Source organism: Blastomonas sp., from assembly GCF_041747255.1.
Lineage (GTDB): Bacteria > Pseudomonadota > Alphaproteobacteria > Sphingomonadales > Sphingomonadaceae > Blastomonas.
Genome location: NZ_JBGTFM010000453.1, coordinates 1 through 2,911 on the forward strand (window position 1 = coordinate 1; position 2,911 = coordinate 2,911).

General features: G+C 63.2%; 4 protein-coding genes. 3 read left to right on the forward strand and 1 reads right to left on the reverse strand.

Annotated elements, in window-relative coordinates:
• From ACEW8G_RS15070 to grpE, 3 genes are all read left to right on the forward strand, one after another.
• A partial coding sequence (locus ACEW8G_RS15070) for a MarR family transcriptional regulator (RefSeq protein WP_373489216.1) occupies positions 1–721 on the forward strand: 721 nt, incomplete at its 5' end.
• Positions 722–786: 65 nt separating this feature from the next.
• Positions 787–1,827 carry a heat-inducible transcriptional repressor HrcA gene (hrcA, locus tag ACEW8G_RS15075; RefSeq protein ID WP_373489217.1) on the forward strand — a complete coding sequence of 347 codons (1,041 nt, stop codon included), beginning with the start codon at positions 787–789 and terminating at the stop codon, positions 1,825–1,827.
• 15 nt (positions 1,828–1,842) lie between these two features.
• Positions 1,843–2,439: a nucleotide exchange factor GrpE gene (gene grpE / locus ACEW8G_RS15080; protein ID WP_373489219.1), complete on the forward strand. Its 597-nt coding sequence runs from the start codon at positions 1,843–1,845 to the stop codon at positions 2,437–2,439.
• A 15-nt stretch (positions 2,440–2,454) separates the two neighbouring features.
• Here grpE and ACEW8G_RS15085 read toward each other — a convergent pair whose 3' ends face one another.
• Positions 2,455–2,910 carry a vgr related protein gene (locus ACEW8G_RS15085; protein WP_373489218.1) on the reverse strand — a complete coding sequence of 152 codons (456 nt, stop codon included), beginning with the start codon at positions 2,908–2,910 and terminating at the stop codon, positions 2,455–2,457.
• Position 2,911: the final 1 nt, after the last annotated feature.

The following is a 2,911-nucleotide window of genomic DNA, read 5'->3' on the forward strand; positions in this document are numbered from 1 at the left end:
CTCCTCCGATTGCGCGCTGCTGTGCATTGCCAGCCTCGAAACGCTCGATCAGGCAGATGCGCTGCTGCAGGCACGCGATGTCCATTATGTCATCGGGCGTGACACAGCGCAGATCGGCGCGGCGCTGGCGGAGATCGCGGCATCGCGGGCGCGGCCTGCACTGAATGACCGCGACAGCGACGAACGCGCGCGGTTGCAGGCACTGGCGGACGATCTGGCGCGGCTTGCAGAACAGCTCGCTGCGCTGTCGCAACCGGGGACAGGCGATGATGATGACGATGCCGCGGATGACGCCGCCGACGCAGTACCCTCGCTGGCTGATCCGTCGCACGCGTTCAGGGCCGAGCCTCAAGAGTATGCGCGCGCGCAGTCTGCGGTAGGGGCCCGCGAACTCCGCGAACTGATCGCGATGCGCCGCTTGCGCGGGCGCTTTTTTGATCCCGTCCTGTTTGCTGATCCGGCATGGGACATGATCCTCGATCTCAGCGCCGCGCGGCTGGAGGGCAAAACGGTATCGGTATCCAGCCTGTGCATCGCATCGGCCGTACCGCCGACCACAGCGCTGCGCTGGATCAGGCTGATGACCGAGTCAGGTCTGCTGGAACGGCGCGCCGATCCGGCGGACGCGCGCCGGGTTTTTACGGCACTGTCAGACAGCGCCTGGGCGCAGATGAAGGGCTGGCTGGCGGCAGCAGCCGAGCGCGGCGCCTTCGGCATCTGAGCTTGACAATGGTCGCCACGTGACACCGCTTGCCGCCAGCACTGGTTCGACCTAGTCTGGCAGGCATGACAGCACCGTTCACAGAACTTAATGATCGGGCGCGCGATGTTTTCCGGATTGTCGTGGAAAGCTATCTGGATACCGGCATCCCGGTGGGGTCGCGCACGATCTCAAAATCATCGATGGTCAACCTGTCGCCCGCATCGATCCGCAATGTCATGCAGGACCTTGAGGAGCTCGGCCTGCTCGCCGCGCCGCACACCAGCGCCGGGCGAATGCCGACCGAACAGGGCCTGCGGCTGTTTGTCGATGGCATGATGCAGGTTGCCGAACCTTCGGTTGAGGAACGCGCGGCGATTGAAAAGCAGCTTGATGGTCACGGCCCGATTGAGGCGGCACTGGCGGCGACGACGCAGGCGCTGTCTGGTCTCTCGGCCTGCGCGGGTATCGTCATGGTGCCGCAGCGCGAGCCGGTGCTGAAGCAGGTCAGCTTTGTCCGGCTGTCCGATCACCAGCTGCTCGCGATTGTCGTTGGTAACGATGGCAGCATCGACAACCGCGTGCTCACCATCGATGGCCGGGTGTCAGACAGCGCGCTGGAGCAGGCGGGCAATTACATCACCGCGCGGCTTGCCGGGCGCAGCCTGTCGCAGGCGTTTGCCGCGATTATGACCGAGATCAATGCCGAGCGGGCGGCGGTCGATCAGGCGAGCGCCGACCTGATCCGGCGCGGGCTGGCTTTGTGGTCGCGCGACGGATCGGATCGCCCGGTGCTGATCGTGCGCGGCCAGGCCAATTTGCTCGACAACGATGCGGTGGCCGATCTTGAACGGGTGCGCCGTCTGCTCGATGAGCTTGAAGCGATGCAGGATATTGCCCACTTATTGGACAGCGCGCGCGGCGCCAAATCCGCCCGCATCTTCATCGGCGCTGAAAACAAATTGTTTTCGCTTTCGGGATCATCCGTGATAGCGGCGCCGTATCGTGATGGAGAAGGCCGGGTGGTGGGTGTCGTCGGGGTTATCGGCCCCACGCGCCTTAACTATGCACGGATTGTGCCGATGGTGGATTTTACCGCGCAAAGCCTTTCCAGACTTTTGAAATGAGCAGGACCAGATGTGATTCAGGACGACACCGTGATCAGTGAAGACGCCAACAAGGATGCAGAAAACGACGCTGAGGTCGCGGCCGAGCTTGCCGGCGTCCCCGACAGCCTGACTGAAAGCGGCGACGACGAAGCGGCGCTGCAGGATCGGATCGCCAGCCTTGAAGCGCAGCTCGCCGAAGCCAAGCAGGATATGCTTTATGCGCGCGCCGACACCCAGAATGTCCGGCGCAGGCTTGAGAAGGACGCACAGGATGCGCGCGCCTATGCCGCCACCGGCTTTGCCCGCGACATCCTGTCGGTATCAGACAACATCACCCGCGCGCTGCAGGCGATCCCCGAGGATGTGCGCGGCGATGAAAAATGGAAGGGTCTGGTCGTCGGGCTGGAGGCCACGGGCCGCGAGATCGCCAATGTGTTTGGCAAGCATGGCATCACCCGCATTGCCAGCGTCGGCCTGCCGCTCGACCCCAACCAGCATCAGGCGATGATTGAAATTCCCAGCGAAGACGCAGAACCGGGCACCATTGTGCAGGAGATGCAGGCCGGGTTTATGATCAAGGATAGGCTGCTGCGCCCGGCGTTGGTGGCGGTCGCCAAGAAGCCCGACTGATCCGCTGCGCGCGGATCAGACCGGAAACGGCAAAATCTGGCGATATGTGGCAAGCGGCGGGGCACCGGGCACATTGTGCCCCTGCCGCAGCAGGAACGCATGGCGCACCAGCTCGGCCTGCTGCTCAAGCCCGTATTTGCCAAACGCCTGCCCGGGCTTGATGCTGTAGTCATAGCGGCAAAACGGATGGCGCTTCAGCGGCAGGAAAATCCCGCTCTGGTGCTGCCACACATGTACCATTTCATGAATGAACAGCCCTTGCCGTGAGGGCGAGGCGCAGCTGAAATCGTCGCAATAGGCGCTGCCGCCGGGGTGGAAATGGATGTGGCCCAAAGGCGCCATCACCACCTTGCGTGGTTGAAAGAAAATCCATTTGCGGCGGCGGATGCGGACCTGGTCATAAGCAATTGTGTTGCCGAAAACCGATCGCGCCAGATCGACCTCCGCCTTGCACAGCGGACGGTCGATCAGC

Bases quoted from the DNA above. Each gene is read 5' to 3' on its own strand.
- hrcA (WP_373489217.1), top strand. From the start codon at position 787: ATGACAGCACCGTTCACAGAACTTAATGATCGGGCGCGCGATGTTTTC.